We start from the raw sequence: 26571 nt of genomic DNA on the forward strand, positions 1-26571 counted from the left end.
TCTCGTTTAATCATTAACTGGATTAATGATGTAGGTGTGTAAAACAGTATCAACAGCATAGCTGGTACAGTTTTTTGAAGTAGCAGTAATCTTATTGCAAGACCATTTTTGAATTGACGTACCCGCAGGAATCGTAATGTGGATATAAAAATTTACAGATTCTCCAGCGCTTAGAGTTATTTCACTTAGAGAATTTCTAGAAGAATTTATAAAATCGGTATTGATTATGACATTACCTGCTGTAGAACTTCCATCAGTATTGGCACAAGAGGCATTAATATTCTTCGAACTCAAAACAAAGGTATCCGTAGAGGAGCTGTTATTTGTCAAGACCATGGAGTAGTAAGTGCCATCAAGAGGTGTGCTCCTGATGTTTCCATTATTTTCAACAATCAAAGTTGCATTGCACGAACCAGATTGAGCAAATGAAACCGTCGTAATCAAGCAGAGTAGCAGCGCAAAAATGTTCTTTTGAAAGATGTTTTTCTTCGAAAGGAAAATCATCTTACAATCGCTTACAAATTTCAGTGCTTTTTCAAGAGTAGATTTAGTTTTCATAACTTAAGATTTTGTTTTAAACTATTTATGAAATTTTAACAGAATCAAAGTTATATTAGAGTTTTTCTAATATGTTTTTTTTATCTGTAACTAACCTAAAAACTCGTTGAAATGTTGTTTTTTTATAAAAAATTGACTCAAAAACGCTTTTTTTTAACTCAAAAAAGTAAAATTTTTTCGTACAATTTTTTGTTTTTTTAGTGAAAATGACTTTGTTTTGAGTGATTTAAATATCTAATAATCAAGTATTTAGTTAAAATTTTAAAATATTGCATAATATCGATTAAATACTTATTTTATGGATGAATTACATAAAAAGCATTTTTTTGAATTTGCATTTTGTGTTAATGTTAAAGTTTTGAGAATTACATATTCCTGTTAAAATTTCACTAGAATGTTAACAGAAATAAAAAAAAGAAAAGGTTTAAAATAACTTTTGTAAATTAGGAGTTAATTAAAAAAATGACCTGTAATCAGGTTTTAAATTTTGCTGCTTATGAAAAATCTTGTTTTAATTCGTCATGCCAAATCTAGTTGGGAAGCACCGTTGAAAGATTTCGATCGCCCTTTAATGAAAAGAGGAATTTTAGATGCGCATGATGTTTCATTAAATATTTCAGAGTATCTTCCTAAAACGTATATTATTTGGAGCAGTAGTGCCGCGAGAGCTTCAGAAACAGCTTTAATTTTTGCGCAAAACCTGTCGTACCCTCTAGAAAGTATCATTTTTAGAGACGACCTTTATACTTTTGATGAGAAACAGCTCGAAAAAGTTATCAAATCGTGTGATAATAGTTTTGAAAGCGTTATTCTTTTCGGACATAACGAGGCTATTACAAATTTTGTTAATAAATTTGGGGATGTTTTTATAGAAAATGTTCCAACTTCAGGCTTTGTATCATTGCAATTTGATGCCGAAAGCTGGGATACGATCCATAAGGGCAAAACACATAAAACTATTTTCCCCAAAGATTTAAAATAATAACCGTGTACGAACAGAAATATATCGATAGAGAAAAAAGCTGGTTAGCGTTTAATGCAAGAGTACTTCAAGAAGCAGCAGACAATACAGTACCACTTTTAGACAGACTGCGTTTTGTTGGAATTTTTTCAAACAATTTAGACGAATTTTTTAGAGTTCGATACGCAGCCATTCGGCGATTAAGCCTTTCAGGCATTTCTGGCGAAAAATATTTAGGCGGTATTTCTGCCCACCAATTAATTAAAGACATAACAGAAATCGTAATTCAGCAGCAATCTGAAAGTTTACGTATTTTAGGAAATATTGAAGCGGAGCTAGAATCTGAAAACATTTTTATTATAAATGAAACGCAGATTACGCCAAAACAAGAATGCTTCTTAAAAGACTTTTATACTCAAAAATTAAGTCCAGAATTGGTAACAATCATTTTAAATGATTTGGCCGTTTTTCCAATTTTAAAAGACACTTTAGGATATTTGGCAGTTCGTTTAGAATTGGCCAACGATGAGGTTCGTTATGCTTTAATCGAAATTCCAAAAAACATCAACCGTTTTGTGGTACTTCCATCTGATGACGAAAAACAATATGTCATTTTAATTGATGATGTGATCCGTTTCAAACTGAAAAACATCTTTAATATATTTGATTATAAGAGCGTTTCGGCTCACATGATCAAAATTACTCGCGACGCGCAATTAGACATAGATAGTGATTTGAGTAAAAGTATGCTCGAAAAAATCGCTACCTCTGTAAAAGACCGTCGAATCGGAGAACCTGTTCGTTTTATTTATGATAATTTAATTGAAGAAGATACCCTGCAGTTTTTCTTAGATAAAATGAAAATTGTAGAAACAGATAGTATAATTCCCGGTGGAAGATACCATAACCGCCGAGATTATATGAGTTTTCCAAACCTTGGCAGATACGATTTGCTGTATAAACCAAATGAGCCTATGCCGGTTCCAGGTTTAAGTTTGGAAGGTAGTATTTTAGAAAAAATCAGTAAAAAAGACTATTTAGTTCACGCACCTTATCAGTCATTTTCGTATTTGACTAAATTTTTGCGCGAAGCGGCTTTAGATCCAAAAGTAACAAGCATCAAAATAACACTATATCGTTTAGCTAAGAATTCGCAAGTAATTAGTTCTTTAATAAATGCCGCTAAAAATGGTAAAAAAGTAGTGGTTCAAATCGAACTTCAAGCTCGTTTTGATGAAGCTTCGAATATCTCGTATGCAGAACAAATGCAGATGGAAGGAATTGAACTTATTTTTGGAATGAAAGGACTGAAAGTGCACAGCAAAATTTGTGTAATCGAAAGATTGGAAGAAGGCAAAAATCGTCGTTACGGATTCATTTCAACTGGAAACTTCAACGAGTCAACAGCTAAAATTTATACAGATGTCACTTTGTTAACCTGTCATCAGGGAATTTTGAAAGACACCTCAAAAATATTTGAGTTTTTCGATATCAATTATAGAGTTCACAGATATAAACATTTAATTGTATCGCCTCATTATACGAGAACTAAATTTATCAAATTAATTGATCGTGAAATTCTTCATGCTCTTGCAGGAAGAAAAACACACATAAAACTTAAAATGAATAGTTTATCCGATTTTAAAATGATCGATAAATTATACGAAGCAAGTAATGCAGGAGTAAAAATCCAGCTTCAGGTAAGAGGAATTTGCTCTTTAATTCCTGGAATTCCGGGAATGAGCGAAAACATTGAAGCCATAAGTATTGTAGATAATTATCTAGAGCATTCGAGAGTTTATATTTTCGGAAATGCAGGTTTAACTGAAGTTTACATTTCATCTGCCGATTTCATGACTAGAAATCTAGATGCAAGGGTAGAAGTAACCTGTCCGATTTATGACCTTGAAATTAAGAAAGAACTAATCGACAACTTCAATATTGGTTGGAAAGGAAATGTGAAAGTAAGATATCACTCGTACAAATTAGATAATAAATATAAGCCGAAAAATCATCATGCCCCATTTAGAGCACAATTTGAAACCTATAAGTATTATCAGCATAAAGTAGCAAAGCTAGAAGAGGTTCCTCAAAAAGTAAATTAATAATAAAAACCAATTTCAAATCATAAAGTGAGCATGATTAATATTAGGAAGTTTGCAGCGATAGATATCGGTTCAAATGCCATGAGGCTTTTGATCGCTAACGTTGTGGAACAAGAAGGTAAAGAACCGCAGTTTAATAAAAGTTCCCTTGTTCGTGTGCCAATTCGTTTAGGACAAGACGCCTTTACAGTTGGAGAAATTTCACAAGAAAATATAGATCGAATGGTAGATGCCATGAAAGCATTCAACCTTTTGATGAAAGTACATAAAGTTGAGCGTTATATGGCATTTGCAACTTCTGCAATGCGCGAAGCTTATAACGCAAAAGAAGTAGTGGCTTTAATTAAGAAAAAAGCCGACATTAAAATCGAGATTATCGACGGTAAAAAAGAAGCGGCAATTATTGCTTCTACCGATTTGCATCATTTAATTAAATCTGACGAAACGTATCTTTTTGTTGACGTTGGAGGTGGTAGCACCGAGTTTACGCTGTTCTCTGATGGAAAAATGATTACTTCAAGATCCTTTAAAGCAGGAACTGTTCGTTTGCTAAACAATATGGTTCATGATGTCGTTTGGGATGAAATCGAAAAATGGATTAAAACCAACACAGCAGATTACGACGAAGTTACACTAATCGGTTCTGGTGGAAACATCAATAAATTGTTTAAAATGTCTGGAAAACAGCAGGAAAAACCGCTTTCATACATTTATGTGAACTCGCAGTATGCATTTTTAAATTCGCTGACTTACGAACAGAGAATTGCCGAATTGGGTCTGAATTCTGACCGTGCCGACGTAATTATCCATGCAACTCGTATTTACTTGAATGCGATGAAATGGAGTGGCGCACGCCAGATTTATGTTCCAAAAATCGGACTTTCTGATGGTATCGTAAAAGCAATGTATTACGGTAAAATTTAATATTTTATATTTTTTGTAAATGAATAAAGGCAGACTAGAAGCTTTTAGTGATGGTGTTTTGGCAATCATTATAACCATTATGATTTTGGAAATCAAAGCACCCGCAGGACACGAATTTGCAGATCTAAAACTGCTTATTCCGAAGTTCTTAAGTTATATTCTGAGTTTTATTTACGTTGGAATATATTGGAACAATCACCATTATTTGCTTCATGGTTTATCGAGAGTTAATGGAAAAATATTATGGAGCAACCTGCACTTTTTGTTTTGGTTGTCTTTAATTCCTGTTTCTACCGCTTGGATGGGAGAACATAATTTTGCAAAGCCTGCAATGACATTGTACGGCGTTGTATTGCTTCTTTCTGCAATCTCTTACATTATTTTGCAATATACGATTATGTGTAGTGAAGGAGCCAATTCTGCTTTAAGAAAAGCGCTTAACAAAGATTATAAAGGTAAAATTTCCTTAGTTTTATATGTAATCGGAATTGTAACTGCATTTTACAATCAGTGGGTTTCTGGAGCAGCTTATTTTACAGTTGCAATGTTATGGCTTATTCCAGATAAAAGAATTGGCAGGATTTTTTCTTAAATGAATAACGTATGAAATCTATTTTTCAGTCTATTCAAGATTTTTCTGCCGACGAATTAAATCTTTTAGACGATTTAATTACATTTCGTACCTTAAAAAAAGGAGAACTTTTATTGACTGAAAATCAAGTTTGCAACGAAATAGTTTTTATAGAAAAAGGAATTCTTCGCTCTTTTTTTGTGAATCATAAAGGGGACGAAATCACCAATTGTTTTGCTTTTGAAAATGAATTCATGGCATCATTCTCCAGTTTTATAACCCAAGAAAAAGCAGAAGAAAATATTCAAGCGCTAACCGATACAGAATTACAGATTCTAAATAGAAAAGGTCTCGAAAAACTCTATCAATCAGGTTTTAATTGGCAGGAAACGGGCAGGAAATTAACAGAATTAGAGTTTGTAAACCTCCATAAAAGAATGATTTCTTTTCAGAAACTTTCAGGCGCAGAACGTTATCAAGAATTATACGAAAATCATCAAAAATACCTACAGTTAATTCCATTGCAATATTTAGCCTCTTATTTAGGAATCACACCCAGACATTTAAGCCGAATTAGAAAAGCAGTGATTTAATTTTCATTCTTTTTAAAAGAAATCTGCGGAATCAATTTACAGCAAACAAAATCTGCATAATCTGCCAAATCTGCGAGAAAAAAAGTATCAAGTGCATAAGATTTAAAAACCAATTTATTGATTTCACTCTCCCAATAGATCTCGGCATTTAAGCAGCTTGCTTGATTTTTAAGTTTTATTAAAAATCAAGCAAATCTAAAGCAACAGCAAAATCTCCATAATCTACCAAATCTGCGAGAAAAAAAACAGCAAAGAAAGATTAGGCACATTTATAGACATTTGTCCAGTAAAAGAAAATATACGAACAGTATTTTTGAAAAAACTTCGATATGAAAAAAATACTGATTATAAACGGACATCCAAATCCTGAAAGCTTCAATTTCGGAATTGCAGAATCGTATAAAAACGGAGCCATCGCTTCTGGCGCCCAAGTAGAAACCATAACAATTGCTAATTTAAACTTCAATCCAAATCTTCAATTTGGTTACCAAAAACGAACCGATTTAGAGCCAGATTTACTAGAATCTTGGGAAAAAATCAAAAGAGCCGATCATTTAGTTTGGATTCATCCTGTTTGGTGGGGTGGACTTCCAGCAATTACAAAAGGATTTATAGACCGATTATTTTTGCCTGGAATGGCGTTTCAATATCGTGAGAATTCAGTTTGGTGGGATAAATTATTGAAAGGAAAAACATCTCATATTATCACAACCTTAGATCAGCCAAGTTGGTACTATAGATTGGTTTACGGAAGACCAAGCGTCAATCAGTTAAGGAAATCAACTTTAGAATTTTGCGGCGTAAAACCAGTAAAAGTCAGTTACATCGGAATTGTAAAAGGATCCAGTGAAGAACAAAGAAAAAAATGGCTCGAAAAAGTCTACAATTTCGGGTTTAAGAATAAATAAGCGGTTGCAGAAAAAATTCATTTAATTTATTTAATCTGCGGCTAAAAAAATTGTGAAAATTAGTGAAATTAGTGGCAAACAAAAAAATTAACTATTCAACTCTAATCCAAATGTTGAGCGCAAAAGTTCAATATTTGGGTTGATTTCTAAGAAACGATTATAGCGATCCTGGTCATTAAGAGTTCTCTTCAGTTCTACAGTTTCATTTACAATAACATCGATAGTAATATCATGATTGTGCAGATGCCCTTTTAAATGCCCTAGCAAGCCATTTATCATGCCTTCAAATTCAAGTTTAGAACCTTCATTTGGAAGCTCATAAGTAATTGTTGTTCCATTCAAAACTGGATCATTGATCAACAAGATAGATTCCATGATTTTGAAACCTTTTTGCCCTAATCGCTCCGCATATTTGTTCCAATGAAGACGCATATCGGTTTCGTTAAATTCTTCTGTCATAAAAACGGAAGAAGAAGTCGGCTTAACGTACGATTTGCTGCTTTCTTCCATTTCTTTTTTCTTGCGAATGCTGGCAAGAGAAAATGCAGAAACTTTTGGAGCACCGCTTGTGTCTGTTTTAGGAGCTTCTGGAGTCTGAACTTTTGGTTGTTCAGTAGGAGTTTGAGCTGTGTTTTGAGTATTTACAGCCGTATTACCATTGCCATTTTCCGCCGAAGTTGGAATTTGGGATTTCGTATTTGGAATTTCTGTCTTTGGACTTACAACTTCAACAATAGAATAACCTCCGTTTTTAAAGTAAACGGGCGGAATTATGAATTGCTCAGCTTTTTTTTTTCTCCATCAAAATTGATAGAGGCCAATTGCATCAAGCATAATTCAACTAAAAGTCGTTGATTCTGACTTAATTTGTATTTTAAATCGCAGTCGTTTGCAATGTCAATTCCTTTCAATAAAAATTCCTGAGAGCATTTTTGAGATTGAGTGGCATACATTTGCTGCGCTTGTTCTCCAACTTCTAATAAAGAAATAGTTGAAGGCGTTTTGCTCACTAATAAATCTCTAAAATGCGAAGCCAGACCAGCAATAAAATGATGTCCGTCAAAACCTTTAGCTAGAATATCATTATACGCTAATAAAAGCTTTGGAATCTCATTTTCAAGAAGTAAATCGGTGATCGAAATATACGTTTCGTAATCTAAAACATTCAGGTTTTCAGTTACTGCCTGACGCGTTAGATTGGTTCCGCAATAAGAAACTACACGGTCAAAAATAGATAATGCATCACGCATCGCACCATCTGCTTTTTGAGCAATAATGTGCAGTGCATCATCTTCAAAAACAATTCCTTGACTTTCAGCAACATCAGCCAAATGTTCTTTAGCATCTTTTACTGTAATTCTTTTGAAATCGAAAATCTGACAGCGAGATAAAATCGTTGGAAGGATTTTGTGTTTTTCTGTTGTTGCTAAAATGAAAATAGCATGTTTTGGTGGTTCTTCTAATGTTTTAAGAAAAGCATTAAAAGCGGCAGAAGACAACATGTGGACCTCGTCGATGATATATACTTTGTATTGTCCAGTTTGTGGCGGGATTCGAACCTGATCAATAAGGCTACGAATATCATCAACCGAGTTGTTTGATGCAGCATCCAGCTCAAAAACGTTAAAAGCAAAATCTTCTGTAGGATCATCATATCCAGGCTGATTTATCTTTCGAGCCAAAATACGGGCGCAAGTTGTTTTACCAACTCCACGCGGTCCTGTAAATAAAAGAGCAGAAGCCAAGTGATTGGTTTCTATGGCATTCAACAAAGTGTTGGTAATGGCTTTTTGTCCCACAACATCCTTAAAGGTCTGCGGGCGATATTTACGAGCCGATACTACAAATTGTTCCATATTCTCTTTTATTGGATAGCAAATATATGACTTTTGTTTCGTTGTTTAAAACCGATTTTACTTATTTGGCGAAATTCTTTTTCTTCAAAATAACAAAGAGTAAACTAAGGAATAATACGATGTTGACAATCAAAGATATGATAATGTATTTGCTGTAAGTTTCCAATTTTGTTGTGATTATTTCTTTATCAGAAATTTCTTTTTGTGCTTTTTTATAGATTCTTAATTTTTCTAATTGATAAATCCAATCTTGTAAATTTCGATTTTCAAAACTCAAATTCCAAGCATAAAAAGTCAATGTTTTTAGTTGATCTTCTACCTTTTGAGAAATATGGATTTCTGGTGGAGAAGGCATGGAACCACTTCCATAAGGTTTGAATCCAGTACTTGGAGAACAACCGCTCACCTCAATAGTCTTATCATCGTTAAAATCAGCATAAACAATCCAAAGTTGTTTTACTGACGGAATAATAGAACAATTGCCAGAGTATTTATGTGTAATGAATTGAGAATTGTGTTTCCCTTTAAAAAGTTCAATAATTTTAAAAGTGTAAATCCTTTTTATAGAATCTACTTTTATAACTTCTCCGTAAAATACAATTTCGGCTTTTTTTAATCCAAACCCAACCATATTTTCTCTATCGATCGGTTTACATTCACAAGAAAAAGAATAATTGTAGAAACATAAAAACAATAAAAGAAAAAAGTACTTTAATTTCATACGAAGTTTTTAATTACAATGATAATCTTTTTGAATGATTCTTAGCTAATAAAATAATAGTATTTTTAACACGAATTTGAATTCAATAACATCCTCTATTCTTTAATTAATCATAAAATAAATGAACGCAAAACAAATTGTCAGGTTAAGTAATATTATCGGAATTACATCTATTCTTTTATTGGTTTATTGGGTATTTACCTTTATTGTAATTCAGGTTTTCGGACTAAAAGTCTTTAGAGAAAATATGACCGAAAGCTTCTATTTTAGTATACTTGGGATTCTTGCTCTTATGACAGGATCTCTTATTGTAAACCTAATGTTTAATTTGACAAGAATTGCAGAAAGAAACAATGAAGATGCCGTAAATGCAAAATCTAATAGACGCAAGTTTATTACTTTGCTTTTAATTTTTCCTTTAATTCTGATTATTCTTTTTGGCGGAGATTATTTAACTTCTTCAAAAAAAGAAAAAATGCTAATTGACTCTGCAAAATCAATTGTAGAATCTAACAAATCCAATAGCGATAAACTTTTGAATTACACTTTTTCTAAATCCTACATTAAAGAAACAACAGGAATTTTAAGAGTTTTGTCTGAAACCGATAAAAATTTCCCAGGCGTGACTTTAATTGTGAAAGATTCAATTAAAGATTCTCCTGTTTTTCTTGGTTTTAATGCTTTCTATAATGAAGCTTTGGATAATGATACCATTCAGCCACAAAAAATAAATTATATTTATCAGACTACTAAAGAAGAAAGAATTTATCTGAATGAAGTTTTTAATGAAAATAGCGATAAGCTAAGATACAGTTCAGATAAAGGGAGCTATGAATTATTCTATCCTTATAAAAAGAATGGAAAAACGATTATTATCTATTTTTCTGAACAGCAGCGATATGGTAAATTAGGGAGTTAGATTTCTCATAAGCAAGATTTCAAATTAACTTTTGGCTGCTTGAATCATCTTTAAAAGGTTAATCGTAAATAAAAACTTTCTTCGTTTAAAATAAATTGTAAGAATATTTGTAATATTTGATTGATTATTGCGTTATGCTAATTAAATAATCAATTAAAAAAAATATTATGAAAACTAAATCTATTTTATTGGGAGTTTGTCTCTCTTTGGCTTTGGTAGCCTGCAAACCAAACGATGGGCAAATTCAAAAAGAAATCACTTCAAAACTAAGCGCTTTTCCAGGAGTTGAAGTTACGGTAACAAAAGGAGTTGCTACTGTTTCTGGAACTTGCAAAGACGATGCCTTCAAGCAAAGCGTTGAAAGCATGGTGAAAGGTATTAAAGGAGTTAAATCTGTGGTGAACAACTGCGAAATACCTGCTCCTGAACCAGTAGTAGAATCTACTGTAACTATTAACCCAGATGCTGTTTTGACAACTTCTATTACTGAAGTGGTAAAAGCTTACAGCGGTGTTAGTGCTACAGTTAAAGATGGCGTAGTTACGTTGACAGGAGAAATCAAAAAAACGCAATTGCCTAACTTGATTAAAAGTGTGCAGGAATTGAAACCAAAAAAAGTTGAAAATAAATTAACCATTAAATAAGAAGCCATGACTTTAGTAGATAAATACAGAGAGCTGACAGATTTAGCGGTTAATTTAGGAACAGCAGATCTACAAGTAAGAGAAGTAGATAATGTTTTATATATTGACGGAACAGCAAAGTCTGCCGATGACAAAGAAAAATTGTGGTAAGCTTACGGAAAACTAGATCCAGACTTTAGATCGGCTGATGTAGTGATGAATATTGAAGTTAGTGAAAGTGCAGTAGCAGATTATACCGTTAAAAGCGGTGACTCGTTATCAAAAATTGGGAAACAATATAATGTTTCTTGGCAATCAATTTACGAAGCCAATAAAGACATCATAAAAAATCCAGATTTAATTCAGCCAGGCTGGAAGTTAAAAATACCTACAGCTTAAAAATGAGTGCAAAGTCCGTCTTTTATGGCGGACTTTTTCTTTTTTATTGAATGCAAAACGCGTCAATTACTGGAAACCATATAATACCTTAGGCATATCTTATAAAATAGTACATCATAATCTGTTTAATTTTAACTAGTTAATTATTAAAAAAATGTATTATGAAAATGAGATCCATTTTATTAGGAATGAGCCTTTGTATTGCCTTGGTATCCTGCAAGCCTAACGATGCCGATATTGAAAAAGCAATTAGTGAAAAACTTGGAGATACTCCAGAAGTGCAAGTTGCCGTTCATGATGGTGTGGCTACCATCACAGGAACTTGTGAAGACGAAATTTTCAAAAAAAATATTGAAAAAAGCGTAAGAGCTGTTAAAGGCGTAAAATCTGTTGTAAATACCTGTGAACTTGCCAGAGCCAACCAAGAGCCAGCCGCAGCGACTGTTGTAATTAATTCTGATGCCGATTTGGACAAATCTATTAGTAAGGTTGTAAAAGATTACGAAGGTGTGAGCGCGACTGTTGTTGGAGGTATTGTTACGCTTTCTGGAGAAATCAAAAGAGATAAATTGCAGCCTTTAATGCAGAGTATTCAGGAATTGCATCCTAAAAAAGTAGACAATAAATTAATTATTAAATAAGGGAATTATGAGTTTACAAGATAAATACAGAGAAGTAACAGATTTGGCTTCAGAACTTGGAGTGTCAAATCTTCAAGTAAGAGAACAGGATAATGTTTTATACATCGACGGAACTGCCCAGTCTGCGATGGATAAAGATAAAATTTGGGATGCTTATAATAAAATTGATCCAGATTACAGATCTGGAGATATGGTAATGAATATTGACGTTGCTCTAGGCGCTACAAAAGAATATACTGTTGAAGTAGGAGATTCGCTATCGAAAATAGGAAAGGCGTACGGTGTTTCTTGGCAGGATATTTTTGAAGCCAATAAAGATATAATTTCAAATCCTGATTTAATTCAGCCGGGTTGGAAACTTAAAATTCCTTCAGCATAAATAGAAAAAATTCCAATTTTTTAAATTCCAAATTCCAATTTCGCATCTAGTGAAAAATTGGAATTTGGAATTTTTTTATTGGAATTTAAAAAAAATAGATTTTAAAATTTACTACGTTCCAGTCAATTTTTGGAATTTGGAATTTTAAAAAATTGGAATTTAAATTTTTTTACCTCCCTCTAATACTCAAATCAAATAAAAATTTTGCTGTTTCTTGATCTGAGTCGGCTGAAAAGCCAGCTACATAGACTCCTTTTTTTCCAGAAGTCGATTTAATTCCGTATACAACTGCCTCATCCGCCGGGTCCGACTCACCCTCGTATCGATACACATGAACAATTTCAAATTTCTCAGGATTCTTTTTAATCGCATCAGCATTTCGATTAAAATCGCACGTAAATCCTTTTTCATTCAATTGATCTAAAGCCTTTGAAACAGTTGCGTAATGATACATTCTTTTCATGATAAACTGAATTTAAAATTATAGATTTCTAAAGATAACTATTTTAGAATTAAAAAGTTAGGATAAAAATCATAAAATCTGAAATTTAAAATCATTATTGTTAGTACTTAAATCGCTACTTTTGCAGCGCAGACCGCCTTATCGTCGTCCCGATTCATCGGGAGGGAGGAAAGTCCGGACACCACAGAGAAGCATAGCGGGTAACGCCCGTCGGTTCCGTCTCGTTCTTTGAAACGAGACGGAATTAGGACAAGTGCAGCAGAAAGTATGTACAGGTAATGCTGTAGTGAAACCAGGTAAACTCTATGCGGTGAAATACCAAGTATATCGGCATTTAAGGGCTTCTCGTCCGTTGCCGAAGGGTAGGTAGATTGAGTCCAGTAGTAATGCTGGATCTAGATAAATGATAAGGTATTGTTTCGAATTAAAAACGAGGCAAGAACAGAATCCGGCTTACAGGTCTGCATTTTTTATATATTTGTGAACTATCTAACCTATTTTCATGAATATTAGTACTCCAGATTCTTCTTCCAAAGCTAAAAAAAGCCTTTTTAGAACCATTGCCACCAATCTTACATTTTGGGTTTTAATTGCCATTATTGCAGGTGTTTTGCTTGGACATTTTTCTCCTGAAAATGGTGTCAAGATGGAGTTTCTAGGCAAGAAGTTTATTCAGCTTATTTCTCTTTTTATCGGACCAATTATTTTCCTGACAATCGTTTTGGGAATTTCAGGAATGGGAAACTTAAAGAAAGTCGGCCGAATTGGAGTAAAAGCACTAACTTATTTTGAAGTGGTTTCGACAGTTGCTTTGGCAATTGGCGTAGCAGTTGCTTATATATTTAAACCTGGAAAAATTGACAAATCGGGACTTACTTTTGGTGATGCAAGCCAATATACTCAAGGAGCTGCAAAAGATTTTTCTTGGCTTCAGTTTTTCTTATCCAATTTTACCCTTCAAGTTTTACTGGCCGCAATTATCTGCGGAATTGCATTGAATTTTTATCAAAAAAGAGAACAGACTATTTTAGTTTTAGAACGATTTTCTAAAGTGGTTTTCTTCGGTTTAAAATACGTTATGTACCTCGCTCCAATTGGTGCTTTTGGAGGAATGGCCTATACAATCGGAAAATTTGGTTTGGCTACTTTAATTCCATTAGGAAAACTAATGCTTTGCGTTTATTTGACTATGGCGTTATTTGTCTTTTTGGTTTTGGGAAGCATCTTGAAATATTATAAAATAAGTATTCTTTCGATTTTAAAATATATCAAAGAAGAACTTTTATTGGTTCTCGGAACTTCATCTTCAGAAGCTGCTTTGCCCAGTATTATGGTCAAATTAGAAAGAATGGGCTGCAGTAAATCGGTCGTAGGGTTAGTGATTCCGACAGGATATTCTTTTAACCTCGACGGAACTTCGATTTATCTTTCGATGTCAGTATTGTTTATCGCGCAATTGTACGATGTGCATTTGAGTTTCTTCGAAATTCTAACCGTTATCGGAATTCTAATGATTACTTCGAAAGGCGCGGCAGGCGTAACAGGAAGCGGATTTATAGTTCTAGCTTCGACCTTAACAGCTTTGCATAAAATTCCAGTTGAAGGTTTAGCGTTTTTATTAGGCGTAGACAAATTCATGAGCGAAGCCAGAGCCATTACCAATTTAATTGGAAATACAGTCGCAACCATAATAATCTCCAAAACAGAAAGAGACTTCACAGAATTAAATCTTGATCCTGTAGCGGAAGAATAGTCTTTTGCCACAAAGGCGCTAAGACGCTAAGGTTTTATTTTTTTTTAGCCATTAAGACACAAAGCCACAAAGTTTTATTTCTCCCGCAGATTGGGCAGATTGAGCTGATTCTTAATTTTAAAAATCTCCCTAATCTGCGCAATCTGCGGGAGAAAAATCTTTTAATCAGTATAATGTGTGGCTTAAAAAAAACTTAGCGTCTTAGCGCCTTTGTGGCAAAAAAATAGTGCCTTAGTGGCAAGTTTTAGCTTTCGTCTTTTGTAGTTCGTACCAAGCTAATTCCTGACATGAAAAAGACAATTCCCAGTATTCCGTAAATAATAAGCGATTTTATATCTCTGGTTTCTCCAGAAGTGCCGGCAAAAATAACGGCTGTATAAATAAGTCCAATGATTCCGAGGATTGTAAGCAATCCACCGAAAAATCTTTTTAGGTTCATGATTGTTAGATTTAAAAGTTCTCTAACAAAGTTAAAATCCATACAGTTAATTGCTGTTATACAATTGCTTATGAAAAATTATATGATTTGCAGAAAGTTATTTGTCAATTTTAAACTCTAACCCAATATTTCGAGTACTTTCAATCTTGATTTTCGGATCAGAATTAAAATATTTTCTCAATCTGCTGATAAAAACATCCATACTTCGTCCAGAAAAATAATCATCTGTTTTCCAGACCGACATTAAAATCTGCTCTCTCTTTAATAATTGGTTATGGTTTAAAAATAAATATTCGATAAGAGAAGCTTCTTTTTCGGTAAGCTTCTGAACATGATTTTTATTATTGAGAGTTAAACGCTCGTTATCAAAGATGTAAGAGCCAATTTCAATGGTATTGTTTCCGTTAAGCGTTCTCTTTTGTTCCAGTCTTTTTAGAATATTCTGCAGGCGCAGAATTAACTCATCAGCTTCAAAAGGTTTTGCAATATAGTCGTCTGCGCCAAGTTTCAGTCCGATGATTTTGTCTTCTTGTAACTTTCTCGCCGTTAGAAAAATAAAGGGAACTTCAGGATTGATTTTTATGATTTTTTCAGCCAAAGAAAAACCGTCCAATTTGGGCATCATGACATCAAAAACGCAAATGTCAAAAGTTTGGTTTTTAAAATAATCCAAAGCGATTTCGCCATTTTCGGCCCAAACCACTTCAAATTGATGCAGTTCTAAATATTGTTTTAAAATCGTGGCAAAATCAAAATCGTCTTCGGCTAAAAGTAATCTTTTCAAAATAAGGGAATTAAACTTTTAATAAAATAGTAAACTGAGCGCCTTTTCCTAAATCGCTAATAACATTAATCGAGCCCTGATGCGCTTTTACAATTTGATCAACATAATACAATCCAAGACCTAAACCTTTAGTATTGTGGATATTTCCCTGTTCAACGCGATAAAACTTTTCGAAAAGCAGCGCTTGTTTGTTTTTAGCAATGCCAATTCCGTCATCTTCAAAACTAATCGAGAATTGTTTTTCTATAATTTTTGTTCTAACTGTAATTGTATTCGAGCCATATTTTACGGCATTTTCGAGCACATTTAAAAAAGCTGTAGTCAAATGAAATTTATCCAGTACCAAAATAGTTTTCTCTGTTTGAAAATCGGTTTTAAGATTGATTTTAGGAAAAGTGATTTTAAAATCATTTACGATAGAAAGCAGAAAATCCTCGGCTTCTATTTTTTCTTTTTGCAATTCAATTTCATTTTCAGCTAGTGAATTAGCCATAACCTGATCAATTAAATTCTGAAGACGATTGTTCTGACGCGAAATAGTATTTACAATCGAATTAAAATTTTCATCGTTGTCACGAATGTTTTTCTGCGCTAAAATTTTAGTCGAAATTCCCAAAGTTGCTAACGGCGTTTTCAGTTCGTGCGTAATATTATTGATAAAATCAGTTTTAACGTCGCTAACTTTTTTCTGTTTAATTAAAGCTCTAATAGCAATTACAAAAAGACCGATTAATGTCGCAATAGAGAACAGCGAAAGAATCAGGATAAAAGTCATTCGTCTTAGAATAATCATTTCCCAATCAATTACAGAAACATACATCGAGTCTTCAGTCAATAACTGATATTCATTATTTTCAAAAGTTCCGTTTGTTGTTCCAACATAACTTCGCACTAAAAAAGCATGGTTTAAAGAAGACAGATTTCCGTACAATTTGTTTTGAATAAAAGGTTTTTCAGAGAAAATCGTATCCGCTTTTTGTTGGTTTTTATACAGAATAAATTTGTTTAGAACAACGGCAAAATCAATTTTGAAATTCGGTAAATCTCTTTCGAATTTTCTTTTAATTTTCTGCGTAATAATGTTCTGAAATTCGGTATTCAAAACACCATTTTTAATATCCAATCGGCTATTTTTCCCCTTCATATATTTTTCTGAAAGGCTTTTGTAAAGCGTTTCTTTTTTAGAAACCAAAGCCGAATCGATATCGCTGTAATTATTGGTAATTTGAGCAATTTCGTTTTTAATTTGAGTGTGAAATTGCGCGACTTTATATTCATAAGCCGTTTTTACCAAATAACATTGCACCGTCATAAGCACAAATAGCGCTACGACAGAAAATCCGATTAATAAATTGATTCTTTGTTTCATACTCATTTTAAAATCTGTTTCAAAAATACAGCTTTTGCTAAACAAATAGCAGATTAACGCTCCATTAACCTTCGATTAACTTTCAGAACAGGGATTTCAAAGCATTTTTGCAGCATCGCTAACCTAATTTAAATTTTAAAATGAATTTTTATCTGCCCTTAAAACTGCTTATTGCTCTTTTACTTTTTTGCCTTTCTTTTATGGCAAATGCACAAAATGAAACTCCAAAAGATTCAATTTCTAAAGAACTGAATGAAGTTGTAATTACTCAAAATAAAAACACGTTTACGAACTCAAACGGAAACATAAAAGTAGATGTTGCCAATTCGGTTTATAATGCTATTCCGAATCCTGTTGATCTGCTTTCGAAATTACCGACAGTTCAAGTAAGTGCCAATCGCGAAAATATTTCAGTAGTAGGAAAAGGAACGCCGTTAATTTACATTGACAACCAGAGAGTAGGAATGAACGAATTAAATGCTTTGGCTGTATCCGATATTAAAACAATCGAAATCATTCAGAATCCATCTTCTAAATACGAAGCAGAAGGTCGCGCCGTTATCTTGATTACCAGAAAGCTGAGCAAAAAAGACAGTTTTAAAACAGATATTTCCGAAACAGCATCTTTCAAAAAAAATTACAATAATTATTTAGGTTTTAATTCGAGTTTTAAAAAAGGGAAACTAGAATGGAAAGCTAACTTTAATTATAATCGCTTAAATCCTTGGGAAAACCATAGTATTGCTTACCAAATTCCGCAAGCCGATATTATTTCAGATTATGATGTATCGGCAACTACTTATAGAAACCAATATATTTTTGGTGGAGGTTTGTTCTATAAAATAAGCGACGATGATTATTTTTCTTTTAGTGCAAACGGGAAATCTCAAAACGACACTTTTGATATTAACACCTTTACCTTCAACAAAAATCAAGAGGAAGAAAATAATGTTTTTACATTAAGCGATAATTCAAGTTCAAAGAATTTTATCAATTCATTTGTAAATTATTCAAAGAAAATAAAAGCGATTGATACTAAGTTGTTTGCTGGCTTTCAGTTATCCAATTTTAATCAGCATTTGTGGAGTTTGGTTCAAAATAATTTTAACGAAACAGATTTTCAATTGTCCCAAAATAGAGATCAGAAGTTTAATGTTGATGTTTTTTCGGGTCGAATTGATTTAGAAAAAAAGTTTAAAAATGAAATGAATTGGGAATATGGCGCCCTTTATTCTGCTGCAAAATCCAAATCTGATTATGATATTTTTGATTATGAAAGAACTGAAAACACAGCTTTTCGATATAATTTTAAAGAAGAGAATTCTGCTGCATATTCTCAGCTTTCGGGTAAAATCAAAAAAGCAGATTTTTCATTGGGACTGCGAATAGAAAATACGAGAGTAAATGGAAAATACAGTACAGAAAGTACCGCTTTAATTGATAAAAATTATACAAATCTATTTCCGAAGGCGCAAATTTCATTTCCAATTGATAGTACAAAAAGCATCAGTGTTGATTATTCAAAAAGTGTGTCGCGACCTAATTATTCGGCATTGAGTATGATTGCAACCTATATAAATCCTTATTTTATTTACGGAAGCAATATCAATTTGGGACCAACATTTATGGATGTAATTTCTACTACTTTCCAATATCATAACAAATCGGTTAAACTGACTTTATATCAAAATAAGAATCCTATTTATCAAGATTTTGTTTTTGATAATCAGACCAATGTATTGACTTTTACAGAGAAAAATTTTGAAAAAGAATCGGGTTATAATGTAGAGTTTACGCTTCCTTTTAGCTATAAAATCTGGGAATCGACCAATTCTTTAATTTTCGCAACCAATAAAATTGAAGACAAATTAGCTGTTTTTAATTCTTCTAAAACCTATTTGTATTACTATTCTAATAATACTTTGAAGTTGCCAAAGAATTTCACTTTCGTTCTGTCTTTTTGGGGAGCTACAAAACAGAAAGAAGGTGTTTTTGAACGAAATGCAAAGCTGATTTTTGATCTTTCGTTAGCAAAATCATTTGGTAAAAATTGGAATTGCACTTTGAGTTATAATGATATTTTCAAAAATACAATTTACACTGAAAGATTTACTGTCAACAATATAAGTTCGAGAGCTAGATATCTGGTTGATGCAAATGAAATTGCGTTAACCTTGCGCTATTCTTTTGGAAAAATCAAAGATTCTGAATTTAAAGAAAAGAATGTGAATGAAAGTGAGAATCGCATTCGATAGGGACGCGGATGAGATGGATTTGCTTTCGCAAAACGCTGATAAAAACGGATTTTTATTTAGATAAAACAAGATAGATATGAATTGCCTCCAGCTTTAGCTGGAGGTATTAGTGAATTGTTTTTGGAAAGGCTTTAGCCAAACTTCAAGGTTCGGCTAAAGCCATTACTATTGAAAATAAAAAACCTCCAGCTAAAGCTGGAGGCAATTCATATTAAAATAAATTTGTGAAATTAGTGTAATTTGTGGCTAAAAAATCTGTGTAAATCCGCTTTTTCGCGAAAGCGAATCTGTTTTATCAGCGTCCCAAAAGACTAGCCTTCATCTTCTTCAGACTCTTTTTTAGAAACATCGTGCGGTAATTCCTCGTCGTCGTCGGTAGAATTTAGTTCGAAGAAACTAAAAAAAGAACCGCCATAACTTTTCTGAAACGAAAAATTACTCATATGATCGAGTTTGGTATATTTAGAATGCTCGATAATCATCATTCCGTCATCTTCTAATAATTCTTTTTCAAAAACAGTCGAAACAATTTTCTCAAAAGTAGCCTGATCCAATCCGTAAGGAGGATCTGCGAAGATAATATCGTAAGTCGTTCTGCAGTTTTCTAAAAATTTAAAAACATCGCTTTTGGTTGCGGCAATATCAAAATCATATTCTGACGAAACCTGTTTGATAAATTTAACGCATCCAAAGTCACCGTCAACTGACGTAATAGGAGCACTTCCGCGTGAAGCAAACTCATAACTGATGTTTCCCGTTCCCGAAAATAGATCTAAAACCTTTAAACTGTCAAAATTAAAATGATTATTCAAAACATTAAACAATGCTTCTTTACTCATGTCAGTCGTAGGTCTTACAGGTAGATTTTTTGGCGGAAAAATTCTGCGTCCTTTGTATTTTCCTGAAATGATTCTCATGATTGAAATAAGATATAATGTTTTTGATTTTGAGCGGCTGTAAAATTGTTTCTTTCTTGAAGTTTAGTAACATCTAAGAAAGAAATATGGCGTACATATTTGTAAGCTATTGCATAAAATGGATCATTTTCTGAAATGGTTCCTAATAATTCTAATTTGAAACTTTCCGGATTCATGCTCATTTGTTCTGCTGTAAATAAAATATAGTAGATAAAATCTTCTGGAGTTACGTATTCAAAAGAATTAAACAGCAAAAGTTTTTGATTTTGCACTACAATAATCTCGAAATTACCTGGATTAAAATTGACGATCATTTTCTTGTCGTCGTTGTTTCTTGAACTGTCTAGAATTTTTTCGACCAAAATACTATTGGCGTGTTTATAATCAAAAGACCCCACATTATCGATCAGGAAATTGTTGATATTCACATGCGGAATATAAACCGAATTCATCTGATAATTAGGAATTTGATCAAAATTAAAATGGTCTGTTTCAAATACTTTTGTGGTGTATTGCAGATAACTTCCTAAATAATTTTCATCAAACAAAGCAGTCGGAACAAAAGTCGAAAGGTTATTGTTATGAATAACCATTACTTCATCGTAAGTATTTTTTAGTTCAGGATTGTTTTTGAAAGCATCACTGAATAAATCCTCAATTCGATGTGTTTTGGAAGTATCAAATTTTATTTCTTTAAAAGAAGTAATAATATTATTTAAAGTATCAAAACAGCAATAGGAGAATCCAGTCAGAGAAACCTGAATTGAAAGTTTCCTGTAATTTTTTGAAGTAATGTTAGTATTTTGTAATGACATAGTTGATTTACAATTCGTTACCTGTTTTAAATCAAGAAAGAATTTAAGCGACCACAAACTTACAAATTAAAAAGGAACAATTATAATTGCAATTTCGAAAAACAATTTTGATTAAACTTAAAAGAAAGGTTAAGAAAAGGTTTGGTTAAGGTGCTTTTGAACCATATAAGTTATATAAGTTCATTTAATAGGACGCGGATAAAACGGATTCGCTATTGCGAAAACGCTGATTTTCGCGAATTTTTTTATGGAATTTTATTAAAAGAAATCCGTTTTATCCGCGTCTTCGCGATAGCGAATCCGCGTCATCCGTGTTCAACAAAACCCAGTTTAAATTAAACTTATATAACTTATATGGTTTAAAAAAATAAAAGCCGAACTTTGTATTTCAATATTACTTTATGAATTCTGCACAGTTTTACGGCACTTTACAAAAACGATTTCCTTTTGCACCAACTTACAAACAGGATATTTTTTTTCAGAAAATAGCAATCTTTCTTACTGAACCTCAAAACGACACCATTTTTGTTTTGAAAGGATATGCCGGAACGGGGAAAACAACCGTTATTTCTACCATTGTCAATAATTTGGGAGACATTAATAAAAAATATGTTTTGCTGGCACCTACGGGACGCGCGGCAAAAGTAATCGCCAATTATTCGAATAATCCAGCTTTTACCATTCATAAAAAAATATATTTCCCCAAGAAAGCATCTGGCGGCGGAGTGGCTTTTACAAAGCAGGTCAACAAGCATAAAAACACCATTTTTATCGTCGATGAGGCTTCGATGATTTCAGACAGCACTTTAGACAGCGGATCGCTTCTCGACGATCTGATTAATTATGTGTATTCTGGAAACAATTGCAAAATGATTCTTTTGGGAGATACCGCCCAGCTGCCTCCTGTAAATTTAGATATAAGTCCGGCGCTTGATATTCAGACTTTGGGCGTTCATTATGATAAAGAAATTGAACATATTGAATTGGACGAAGTAATGCGTCAGGAAGAAAGTTCGGGGATTTTGTACAATGCAACCGAATTACGCGAATTATTGAAGGAAAGTTTTATTACGGAATTTAGATTCAATGTCAAAAAGTTCAAAGACATTGTTCGTTTGACGGACGGTTACGATATTCAAGATGCCATAAATACGGCCTACAGCGATTGGAGCATTGAAGATACGGCGTTTATTGTTCGTTCTAATAAAAGAGCCAATCAGTACAATGAGCAGATCAGAAGCCGAATTTTATTTAAAGAAAGCGAACTTTCTGTTGGTGATTTCCTGATGGTGGTAAAAAACAATTATTTCTGGCTAAAAGAAACCGACGAAGCTGGATTTATTGCCAACGGAGATATTATTGAAGTTCTGGAAATGTTCGGTATCAAAGAACTGTACGGATCTAAATTTGCAAAAGTAAAAATTAGAATGGTGGATTATCCGAACCAAAAGCCTTTTGAAACGGTTCTGATTTTAGATACTTTAACCAGTGAATCTCCATCTTTGACCTACGAAGAATCGAATCGTTTGTACGAAGAAGTGATGAAAGATTATGAAGATGAACCAACGAAATACAAGAGATTTCAGAAGGTAAAAGAAAACGAATATTTTAACGCATTACAGGTGAAATTCTCTTACGCCATTACGTGTCATAAATCGCAAGGAGGGCAGTGGAATACGGTTTTTATCGAACAGCCGTATCTTCCAGACGGAATTGACCGCGATTATATCAGATGGCTTTATACCGCAATGACACGTGCCAAAAATAAGTTATATTTGATAGGCTTTAAAGACGAAAGTTTTGAGGAATAAAAACACGAATTTCACAAATTAGCACGAATTATTTTTTAATGCTATTAGTGAAGAAATCTGTGTAACTCATTTTTTTTTAATAGCCACGAATTTCACTAATTAGCACTAATTTTTTTGCATGATAATTAGTGAAAATCTGTGCAATTCGTGTTTAATTTTTTAACGCCATTAATTGCATAATTTTTTGAGATTTTAAAAATTAGAGTAATTTGTGAAATTCGTGGCAAAAAAACAATAACCATGACAACGTTAAACGACTTACATTCGATTTCATCTACGTTTTCGAATACCGATAAAATGCCGGTTCTGTTTTTAGGACACGGCAGCCCTATGAATGCTATTGAAGAAAATCAGTTTGTGGCGGGTTTTCGAAATCTGGCTAAAACATTGCCGCAGCCCAATGCTATTTTATGTGTTTCGGCACATTGGTTTACCAAAGGCACAAAAGTTACCGCAATGGAAATGCCAAGAACCATTCATGATTTTGGAGGTTTTCCGCAAGCGCTTTTTGATGTGCAATATCCAGCAAAAGGAAGTCCAGAATTGGCTGTAGAAACACAGAAGATTTTAGATCCTGTAATGGTTGAATTAGACGAACATTGGGGACTAGATCATGGTGCGTGGAGCGTTATTAAACATTTATATCCAAATGCAGATGTTCCCGTAATTCAGCTGAGTATTGATTATACCAAATCAGGACAATATCATTTTGAATTGGCTCAAAAGCTTCAAGCACTTCGTTATAAAGGTGTTTTAATTATCGGAAGCGGTAATATTGTGCACAATCTTCGAATGGTCGATTTCAGAAATTTTGATAAAGACAATTACGGTTACGATTGGGCAATTGAAGCGCGAGAAACGATAAATAATTATTTGCTGGACGGAAATTTTCAGCCGTTAATTGATTTCGAAAAAATGAATAAAGCCGTTCAATTGGCAGTTCCAACTCCAGAACATTATCTTCCGTTATTGTATACTTTGGGTTTAAAAGATAAAACGGACGAATTGGATTTGTTTAATGATAAATTATTGGCAGGTTCTTTAAGCATGACTTCGGTAAAAATCATGTAAAACTTAGTGAATCTCTGTGGAAAATCTTTGCGAATCTCTGTGAAATAGCTATAGCACAAAGTTGCACAAAGATTTTTCGCAGAGATTCACAAAGAAAATTAGTTATTTCGCTAGTTTATATGCATAAAGATAACCGTCTGCACCTCCATAAAAAATAACATTATTGCTGACGAATGGAGAAGAAACAATAGGACCCAATTTGTAAAATTCATTCATTATCTTTTGGTTTTCGGCATAAATGGATAAATCAGCTTGTTTGGCAACGAAACCAAAATCCAGATAATCATTGTTGAGAATAGTTGCGGCGTATTTATTTCTGTTTTCTGTCGGAATGGTATTCGATTCTTTTCCGTCAGAAAGCAGATTTAAATCAAAGAAATTTCCTGAAAAATCTCCAAAATAAATCGTGTTTCCAGCAATTGCAGGTGAAGAATACACATAACCATTGCCTTTAAAGCGATATTTTTCTTTTCCCGTTTTTGCGTCCAATGCCAACATAGCGTAAGTGTCTGAAGTTCCAACATAAACTGTATTATCTTTGACAACAGCCGAACTCAAAATCCAAGAATTTTCGGCGTTGTATTTCCAGATTAGCTTTCCTGTTTCGGCGTCAAGAGCAAAAAAATACGGATCTCTTGCACCAAAATAAACAATACCGTCAGAAACTGTTGCTGAAGCTTGAATTCCAGTAAAACCCATTTTAATTTCGGTAGAAAATTTCCATTTTTCTTTTCCAGTCTTGCAGTCCAAAGCATAAAAAATACCATCCCAACCGCCAAAAAACAAAGTGGATTTTTCTATAACGGCTGTGCTATGAATTGGTTTATCGGTTTTAAAAGTCCAATTTAATTTTCCTGTTGTGGCATCAACAGCATACATATTTCCGTCGCTGCTTCCAAATATGACTAACGACATTTTATTTTCTAAATATACGACTGGCGACGAAAGGTAAAAATCCCAAAGATCATCCATTAATAGGTCATTTGGTTTCATTCCCCACATTCCAATTTCGCTATACCAATGTTCGCCTTTGGTTTTAAAGCGCCAGATTTCTTTTCCTGTTTTTGAGTTTAAAGCATAATAATAGCCGTCAAAACTTCCGAAATAAACTATATCATTATAAATGCTTGCTGAACTATGTACAGCGCCATTTGTTTTAAATTTCCACTTTAAACTTCCAGACTTTTCATCAATAGCATAAAAATAGCCGTCTTCACTCCCAAAGTAAACCATGCCGTTTTGTACAATAGGAGAAGAAAAGATTTTATCTTCAGTCTTGAATTTCCATTTTAAATTTTGAATTGGCTGATATCCTTTTCCTGATAAAATGCGATTTGAAAAAGAATTTAAAATTTTAGAATTGCTGTTTTGTGAAAAAGCATTCGAAGTAAAAATTAAAAAGAAATAGAGCAGGAGCGAAGTAAAGTTTCTCTTCATGTTTTTTCTTATAAAAGTAAAAATATTATAACATATTAAAATGCAATGCTTTAAGAAATATGTTAGAAAATAAATTCAGTGAAATATTAAAATCTTTTATTTAAATTTGTTTGTGTTTTTATTAAGTATTTGTTTATCAGTTGGTTATTTTTGTTTTTCTTCCTCTTTTTCCACTCTTCTTTTTGTAATTAATGATTTAAGCGCCTTTGTGATTGACTGATGATAAGACGTTTAAAAAATTAATTAAAAGTGCGGCATCAGCACTATAATCACTGATAAAAATGAGATGAATCCGAACAAAGCATTATGGGAAAAGGGCGATTTTACGCGCATTGCAGAAACGATGAGAGAGAGCGGTGCAGAATTGGTTGCCAAAATTGGAATTAAAAAAAATCAAGACGTTTTAGATCTTGGCTGTGGCGATGGTACAACTGCAATACCTTCGGCAAAATTAGGAGCCAATGTCTTAGGCGTTGATATAGCAAGAAATCTAGTGGAAGCGGGAAATATTCGAGCCAAAAATGAAGGACTCAATAATATTGTATTTAAAGAAGGAGACGCAACCGATTTGAATGAATTGAAAGATCAATCATTTGATATTTCGATGAGTATTTTTGGGGCAATGTTTGCGCCAAAACCTTTTGATGTGGCTAAAGAAATGGTTCGAGTTACACGGCCTGGAGGTAAAGTTATTATGGGGAATTGGATTCCAGGTGACCCAACGTTGATTGCACAAATCCTGAAAATTAGTTCTGAATATACACCTCCGCCTCCTGAGGGTTTTGTAAGCCCAATGCTTTGGGGTATTGAAGATAATGTTATCGAAAGGTTTACAAATGCTGGAGTTCCTAAAGAAAATATTTCTTTCGAGAGAGATACCTTTACGTTTGAAGCAGCATTTCCGCCTTCAGATTGGCTGAATAATTTAAAAAATTACTACGGTCCAACAATGAATGCTTTTGAAGCGGCGGAGCAAAACGGGAAAGCTTCTGAATTATATGCTAAGCTCGAAGATTTAGTTAACAGACAGAATACGAGTAATGAAAGTTCTACATCAATTCCTGCAACTTTTCTTCGTGTTACGGTTTCGGTTTAATTTTTAATAAACTATTGTATATTGTTTACAGAGTGTAGAAAATTCAATGCAAGATTTAGATCCCGTACAAAGAGATGAAAAACAGGAAATTTAAAAGCAATTTTTGCATATTTGCAAAAGGTTAAGCCTGAAAAAAATCAGGCACTACATTTTCAGAATAACAAATAGTAAATTTTGAGTTTTTTAACTCAGTAAAACAATAT

General features: G+C 33.2%; 28 protein-coding genes and 1 other RNA gene. 18 read left to right on the forward strand and 11 right to left on the reverse strand.

Going from position 1 to position 26571, the window contains the following annotated elements; genetic code table 11:
* Nucleotides 1–6: 6 nt before the first annotated feature.
* On the reverse strand, nt 7–558 hold the full coding sequence (locus AC3E9W_RS08155; RefSeq protein ID WP_488767990.1) for a hypothetical protein: 552 nt from the start codon (nt 556–558) through the stop codon (nt 7–9).
* 496 nt (nt 559–1054) lie between these two features.
* Here AC3E9W_RS08155 and AC3E9W_RS08160 point away from each other — a divergent pair, with 496 nt between their 5' ends.
* The 6 genes from AC3E9W_RS08160 (at nt 1055) to AC3E9W_RS08185 (ending at nt 6620) form a co-directional block, all read left to right on the forward strand.
* Nucleotides 1055–1540: a SixA phosphatase family protein gene (locus tag AC3E9W_RS08160; protein ID WP_306161414.1), complete on the forward strand. Its 486-nt coding sequence runs from the start codon at nt 1055–1057 to the stop codon at nt 1538–1540.
* 5 nt (nt 1541–1545) lie between these two features.
* Nucleotides 1546–3624, forward strand: coding sequence for a polyphosphate kinase 1 (ppk1, locus tag AC3E9W_RS08165; RefSeq protein ID WP_488767991.1), 2079 nt, complete (start codon nt 1546–1548; stop codon nt 3622–3624).
* Nucleotides 3625–3657: 33 nt separating this feature from the next.
* Nucleotides 3658–4548 (forward strand): Ppx/GppA phosphatase family protein, encoded by an 891-nt coding sequence (locus tag AC3E9W_RS08170; protein ID WP_125723695.1) that lies wholly within the window; start codon nt 3658–3660, stop codon nt 4546–4548.
* Between the two features lie 19 nt (nt 4549–4567).
* Nucleotides 4568–5140, forward strand: a complete 573-nt coding sequence (locus AC3E9W_RS08175; protein ID WP_488767992.1) for a TMEM175 family protein — start codon at nt 4568–4570, stop codon at nt 5138–5140.
* 11 nt (nt 5141–5151) lie between these two features.
* Nucleotides 5152–5712, forward strand: a complete 561-nt coding sequence (locus tag AC3E9W_RS08180; RefSeq protein WP_488767993.1) for a Crp/Fnr family transcriptional regulator — start codon at nt 5152–5154, stop codon at nt 5710–5712.
* Nucleotides 5713–6041: 329 nt separating this feature from the next.
* Nucleotides 6042–6620 (forward strand): NAD(P)H-dependent oxidoreductase, encoded by a 579-nt coding sequence (locus AC3E9W_RS08185; protein WP_488767994.1) that lies wholly within the window; start codon nt 6042–6044, stop codon nt 6618–6620.
* Nucleotides 6621–6707: 87 nt separating this feature from the next.
* Here AC3E9W_RS08185 and AC3E9W_RS08190 read toward each other — a convergent pair whose 3' ends face one another.
* The 3 genes from AC3E9W_RS08190 to AC3E9W_RS08200 form a co-directional block, all read right to left on the reverse strand.
* On the reverse strand, nt 6708–7130 hold the full coding sequence (locus AC3E9W_RS08190; RefSeq protein WP_488767995.1) for a DNA polymerase III subunit gamma/tau: 423 nt from the start codon (nt 7128–7130) through the stop codon (nt 6708–6710).
* 260 nt (nt 7131–7390) lie between these two features.
* A complete protein-coding gene (dnaX, locus tag AC3E9W_RS08195) occupies nt 7391–8476 on the reverse strand; it encodes a DNA polymerase III subunit gamma/tau (protein WP_306161400.1) in 1086 nt (361 codons plus the stop codon).
* Between the two features lie 61 nt (nt 8477–8537).
* Nucleotides 8538–9197, reverse strand: a complete 660-nt coding sequence (locus tag AC3E9W_RS08200) for a hypothetical protein (protein WP_488767996.1) — start codon at nt 9195–9197, stop codon at nt 8538–8540.
* 121 nt (nt 9198–9318) lie between these two features.
* Between AC3E9W_RS08200 and AC3E9W_RS08205 the strand changes: the two genes are divergently transcribed.
* From AC3E9W_RS08205 to AC3E9W_RS08230, 6 genes are all read left to right on the forward strand, one after another.
* The gene (locus tag AC3E9W_RS08205) at nt 9319–10116 is read left to right on the forward strand and encodes a hypothetical protein (protein ID WP_488767997.1); all 798 of its coding nucleotides are present in this window, start codon (nt 9319–9321) and stop codon (nt 10114–10116) included.
* A 167-nt stretch (nt 10117–10283) separates the two neighbouring features.
* Nucleotides 10284–10760: a BON domain-containing protein gene (locus tag AC3E9W_RS08210; protein ID WP_306161395.1), complete on the forward strand. Its 477-nt coding sequence runs from the start codon at nt 10284–10286 to the stop codon at nt 10758–10760.
* A 6-nt stretch (nt 10761–10766) separates the two neighbouring features.
* Nucleotides 10767–10910, forward strand: a complete 144-nt coding sequence (locus tag AC3E9W_RS08215) for a hypothetical protein (protein ID WP_488767998.1) — start codon at nt 10767–10769, stop codon at nt 10908–10910.
* Nucleotides 10911–10955: 45 nt separating this feature from the next.
* Entirely contained in the window at nt 10956–11138 is a 183-nt protein-coding gene (locus tag AC3E9W_RS08220; RefSeq protein WP_488767999.1) for a LysM peptidoglycan-binding domain-containing protein, read from the forward strand.
* Nucleotides 11139–11299: 161 nt separating this feature from the next.
* Nucleotides 11300–11779 carry a BON domain-containing protein gene (locus tag AC3E9W_RS08225; protein ID WP_306161391.1) on the forward strand — a complete coding sequence of 160 codons (480 nt, stop codon included), beginning with the start codon at nt 11300–11302 and terminating at the stop codon, nt 11777–11779.
* A 7-nt stretch (nt 11780–11786) separates the two neighbouring features.
* Nucleotides 11787–12158 carry a LysM peptidoglycan-binding domain-containing protein gene (locus tag AC3E9W_RS08230; protein WP_306161389.1) on the forward strand — a complete coding sequence of 124 codons (372 nt, stop codon included), beginning with the start codon at nt 11787–11789 and terminating at the stop codon, nt 12156–12158.
* A 169-nt stretch (nt 12159–12327) separates the two neighbouring features.
* On the opposite strand, the gene AC3E9W_RS08235 is transcribed toward AC3E9W_RS08230, so the two are convergent.
* Entirely contained in the window at nt 12328–12621 is a 294-nt protein-coding gene (locus tag AC3E9W_RS08235) for an SH3 domain-containing protein (protein WP_008467915.1), read from the reverse strand.
* A 125-nt stretch (nt 12622–12746) separates the two neighbouring features.
* On the opposite strand from AC3E9W_RS08235, the gene rnpB reads away from it, so the two are divergent.
* Together rnpB and AC3E9W_RS08245 are read left to right on the forward strand one after the other, a co-directional pair.
* An RNA gene (gene rnpB, locus AC3E9W_RS08240) (RNase P RNA component class A) lies at nt 12747–13093 on the forward strand.
* 30 nt (nt 13094–13123) lie between these two features.
* Nucleotides 13124–14374, forward strand: coding sequence for a cation:dicarboxylate symporter family transporter (locus tag AC3E9W_RS08245; RefSeq protein WP_488768000.1), 1251 nt, complete (start codon nt 13124–13126; stop codon nt 14372–14374).
* A gap of 244 nt (nt 14375–14618) precedes the next feature.
* Here AC3E9W_RS08245 and AC3E9W_RS08250 read toward each other — a convergent pair whose 3' ends face one another.
* The 3 genes from AC3E9W_RS08250 to AC3E9W_RS08260 form a co-directional block, all read right to left on the reverse strand.
* Complete coding sequence (locus AC3E9W_RS08250) at nt 14619–14813, reverse strand: hypothetical protein (RefSeq protein WP_248727465.1); 195 nt, start codon at nt 14811–14813, stop codon at nt 14619–14621.
* Between the two features lie 97 nt (nt 14814–14910).
* Nucleotides 14911–15597, reverse strand: coding sequence for a response regulator transcription factor (locus AC3E9W_RS08255; RefSeq protein ID WP_488768001.1), 687 nt, complete (start codon nt 15595–15597; stop codon nt 14911–14913).
* A 10-nt stretch (nt 15598–15607) separates the two neighbouring features.
* Nucleotides 15608–16966, reverse strand: coding sequence for a sensor histidine kinase (locus AC3E9W_RS08260; protein ID WP_488768002.1), 1359 nt, complete (start codon nt 16964–16966; stop codon nt 15608–15610).
* Nucleotides 16967–17106: 140 nt separating this feature from the next.
* Here AC3E9W_RS08260 and AC3E9W_RS08265 point away from each other — a divergent pair, with 140 nt between their 5' ends.
* Complete coding sequence (locus AC3E9W_RS08265; RefSeq protein ID WP_488768003.1) at nt 17107–19221, forward strand: TonB-dependent receptor domain-containing protein; 2115 nt, start codon at nt 17107–17109, stop codon at nt 19219–19221.
* Between the two features lie 311 nt (nt 19222–19532).
* Here the strand turns inward: AC3E9W_RS08265 and AC3E9W_RS08270 are convergent, their stop codons facing one another.
* The gene (locus AC3E9W_RS08270; protein ID WP_306161381.1) at nt 19533–20138 is read right to left on the reverse strand and encodes an RsmD family RNA methyltransferase; all 606 of its coding nucleotides are present in this window, start codon (nt 20136–20138) and stop codon (nt 19533–19535) included.
* Nucleotides 20135–20953, reverse strand: coding sequence for a DUF3822 family protein (locus AC3E9W_RS08275; protein WP_306161379.1), 819 nt, complete (start codon nt 20951–20953; stop codon nt 20135–20137). Before AC3E9W_RS08275 ends, AC3E9W_RS08270 begins: the two co-directional genes overlap by 4 nt.
* A gap of 401 nt (nt 20954–21354) precedes the next feature.
* On the opposite strand from AC3E9W_RS08275, the gene AC3E9W_RS08280 reads away from it, so the two are divergent.
* Both AC3E9W_RS08280 and ygiD read left to right on the forward strand, forming a co-directional pair.
* A complete protein-coding gene (locus AC3E9W_RS08280; protein WP_488768004.1) occupies nt 21355–22764 on the forward strand; it encodes an ATP-dependent DNA helicase in 1410 nt (469 codons plus the stop codon).
* 240 nt (nt 22765–23004) lie between these two features.
* Nucleotides 23005–23835, forward strand: a complete 831-nt coding sequence (gene ygiD / locus AC3E9W_RS08285) for a 4,5-DOPA-extradiol-dioxygenase (protein WP_488768005.1) — start codon at nt 23005–23007, stop codon at nt 23833–23835.
* A gap of 102 nt (nt 23836–23937) precedes the next feature.
* Here the strand turns inward: ygiD and AC3E9W_RS08290 are convergent, their stop codons facing one another.
* Nucleotides 23938–25272 (reverse strand): outer membrane protein assembly factor BamB family protein, encoded by a 1335-nt coding sequence (locus AC3E9W_RS08290; protein ID WP_488768006.1) that lies wholly within the window; start codon nt 25270–25272, stop codon nt 23938–23940.
* A 286-nt stretch (nt 25273–25558) separates the two neighbouring features.
* Between AC3E9W_RS08290 and AC3E9W_RS08295 the strand changes: the two genes are divergently transcribed.
* Entirely contained in the window at nt 25559–26368 is an 810-nt protein-coding gene (locus tag AC3E9W_RS08295) for a class I SAM-dependent methyltransferase (protein ID WP_488768007.1), read from the forward strand.
* Nucleotides 26369–26571: the final 203 nt, after the last annotated feature.

Source organism: Flavobacterium sp. 38 (genome assembly GCF_057799715.1).